Source organism: Candidatus Methylomirabilota bacterium (genome assembly GCA_035260325.1).
Classification (GTDB): Bacteria; Methylomirabilota; Methylomirabilia; order Rokubacteriales; family CSP1-6; genus AR19.
On the sequence record DATFVL010000164.1, the window covers coordinates 1 to 2,641 of the forward strand.

Genomic DNA, 2,641 nt, shown 5'->3' on the forward strand with positions numbered 1-2,641 from the left:
CGGGCGGATCGTACTGAACCCGGGCACCGCCGGCGAGCGGCTGCTCCCGCCGCTCGGCGACGGCATCGAGCTCCGGTGCGGGGACCTCCTGCGCTTCGAGACGTGCGGGGGCGGCGGCTGGGGCGATCCCCTGGCGCGCGATCCCGAGCGCGTGCGCCAGGACGTGGCGCGCGGCTTCGTCACCGCGCGCGGCGCCCTCGAGGACTACGGCGTCGTCCTGGATGCCGCGACGCTGGAGCTCGACAAGAGCGCGACCGACGAGGCGCGGGCCCAGCGTCCCGGCGCCCTCTCGCTCATCGACCGGGGGCCGGGGTTCGACGAGGCCGAGGCGCGCTGGCGCCGGCGGCACACCGCCGCCGACTGAGGCGTCGCGCGCCGGCGGCTCAGCCCCGCGCCTGCTTCGCGTGCCAGCGCGCCACGTCCTCGCACGTGGTGAACCACACGCCGCGCGCGCGGCGCATGAAGGCGACCAGGTCCCCCAGCAGGACAACGCGCGACGCCCGTCCGCTGATGAACGGATGGCACGTCAGCACGAAGCAGCCGTTCTCCCCGTGCATCGCGGCGAACTCCTTGCTCCACATCTGCAGCACGCGGCCGGGGTCGGCGATCGCGTTGGTGGCGCCGTAGACGTGGCGGAACAGGGGCGCGTCGTCGAGGAGCCACTGCACCGGCACCTCGACGAGCCGGCCCGCCGGGGTCTGGACGTCGTACGGGACGTCGTTGCCCATGAGCGAGCTGTCGTAGAGGAAGCCGTGGGTCTTGAGGAGCGCCGGCGTCCACACGTTCACGTCCCAGGAGGGCGACCGGTAGCCGGCGGGCTTGACGCCGAGCTCTGCCCTGAGGATCGCGAGCTGCTCCTCGAGCACCGCCTTCTCCTGCGCCGCGTCGAGCATGCCGACGGCCTCGTGGACGTTGCCGTGGGCGCCGATCTCGTGGCCGGCGTCGCGGATCCGCTTGCACTGCGGCAGGTGGTTGACGGCCGTCCAGCCGGGGATGAAGAAGCTCGCGCGGAGTCGGAGGCGGTCGAGCAGCCTCAGAATGCGGTCCACGCCCACGCGGGGGCCGAAGCGGCGCTCCTCGAGGTCCGCGAGGCTCCGCTTGGCCTTCTCGGGCTCGCGGAAGAGGAAGCCCGACTCGGCGTCGAAGTCGAACGAGAGGACGGCCGCCGACCGCTTGCCGTCGGGCCAGCGGTAACGCGCGGCCGGAGGCTTGCGGTCCGCGGTCCGGGGGCGGGGCACGTCGTGTACGATACCTCGGGCGGAGCCTAGCTCCGCCACTTCCTGATCGTGACGGCCGTGCCTTTGCTGGACTTGGACGCGATGTGGAACTCGTCCATGAGCCGGCGCACGCCGGGCAACCCCACCCCGAGCCCGCCGGACGTCGAGGATCCGCCCTCCAGCGCGACGTCGACGTCACGGATGCCCGGGCCCTCGTCGAACGCAACGACCTCGATCCGCGGGCCGCCTAGGGTGTTCCCGGTAGGATTCCGGCGTTTACCTGATTCACCCGCCGAGGTCCCGGCGTCAGCCTTCACCATAGGCAGGAAGTACCCCGTGTACGGCGACCTGGACGGCGAGGCGCGGCCGAAGCGCGGCACCGCGAGCGTTCTGACACCGCGGACGCGCGACTCGACGGCGGCGCGGGAGCTCGGCGAGGGCCGGAACGCGGTCTTCGAGGAGATCAGCGAAGACGCGCCGACAGTGAAGGTGCGGGCAGCATAGCCCGCTCGCCGAGCCCGCGCTCCCTGCCGTGACGCTCGAGCCCGCGGCGCTCGAGCGCGTCCTGGCACCGGACGCAGGTCTGCACCTCGGGCAGGGCGGAGAGTCTCGCCCGCGAGATCGGCTCGCCGCACTCGGCGCACGTGCCGTACTCGCCGCGCTCCAGTCGGTCGAGCGCCTCCGACAGGCGCGTCAAGCGCTCCAGCAGGCGCTCGCGTGTGGCGAAGCCGATCTCGCGGGTCTCGTTGGCCTGAATCACGTCGCCTTCGTCGGCGTGCGGGGAGCCGTCGCCGATCGCGCCGTCGAATTTCTCCATCGCCAGCGGCTCGCCCATCCGCCGGAGGCGGGAGACCGTCGCCTGGAGATCCTGCTCCAGCCGCTTCCGGATGTCGCCGTCCATCGTCCCCGCCCCCCTTCCGCGCGCCCACGTCAGGTTCGAGTGCTCTGCAGTCTACCGGCTCCCTGGGGCACGGAAATCCGGTGGATGCCGCAAGCGCGCAGCGGAATATCCCTGCTGGCCGCGTCGACAGCCGAGGGTTTTCCCTGACGGAGCTACCGCGCCGCCGCGCGGAGCAGCTCGAAGATCCGCACGCCCGTCAGCACCTCGTCCACGGCGACGCGCCGCGGGGCGAAGCGTGAGCACGGTGCCGAGGTGGAGCATCCCGGGCAGGACGAGGTCGTCGAGGTAGCGCGCGCCGCCGCGCAGGAGCCGGCCGTCCTCCTTCCGCAGGAGCGCGCGGCCGACCAGCGTCACGCGGACGTGGTCCGGAGATGCTCGTCGCGCCTCGCCTGGAGTCCCGTGTCGGCGTACGTCATGAGGTCGGGCTTCGAGCGACCGAGCATCACCTGCAGGTAGGCGGGCTCGAGGCCCACGTTCTGGAAGCCGTGGACGACGCCGGCGGGACACGACACGCAGTCCCACC

5 protein-coding genes are annotated in these 2,641 nt (G+C 72.6%); 2 read left to right on the top strand and 3 right to left on the bottom strand.

All coding sequences use genetic code 11. The features are described 5' to 3' along the window. The coding region (locus tag VKG64_10905; GenBank protein ID HKB25552.1) for a hydantoinase B/oxoprolinase family protein at positions 1-364 on the top strand (364 nt) is incomplete at its 5' end. Between the two features lie 19 nt (positions 365-383). Here VKG64_10905 and VKG64_10910 read toward each other — a convergent pair. Both VKG64_10910 and VKG64_10915 read right to left on the bottom strand, forming a co-directional pair. After that, complete coding sequence (locus VKG64_10910; protein HKB25553.1) at positions 384-1,238, bottom strand: polysaccharide deacetylase; 855 nt, start codon at positions 1,236-1,238, stop codon at positions 384-386. Between the two features lie 26 nt (positions 1,239-1,264). Beyond that, complete coding sequence (locus VKG64_10915) at positions 1,265-1,537, bottom strand: hypothetical protein (protein ID HKB25554.1); 273 nt, start codon at positions 1,535-1,537, stop codon at positions 1,265-1,267. Between the two features lie 16 nt (positions 1,538-1,553). Here VKG64_10915 and VKG64_10920 point away from each other — a divergent pair, with 16 nt between their 5' ends. Further along, positions 1,554-1,721 (top strand): hypothetical protein, encoded by a 168-nt coding sequence (locus tag VKG64_10920; protein HKB25555.1) that lies wholly within the window; start codon positions 1,554-1,556, stop codon positions 1,719-1,721. Here the strand turns inward: VKG64_10920 and VKG64_10925 are convergent. Next, entirely contained in the window at positions 1,681-2,118 is a 438-nt protein-coding gene (locus VKG64_10925; protein ID HKB25556.1) for a TraR/DksA C4-type zinc finger protein, read from the bottom strand. The genes VKG64_10920 and VKG64_10925 overlap by 41 nt on opposite strands. Positions 2,119-2,641: the final 523 nt, after the last annotated feature.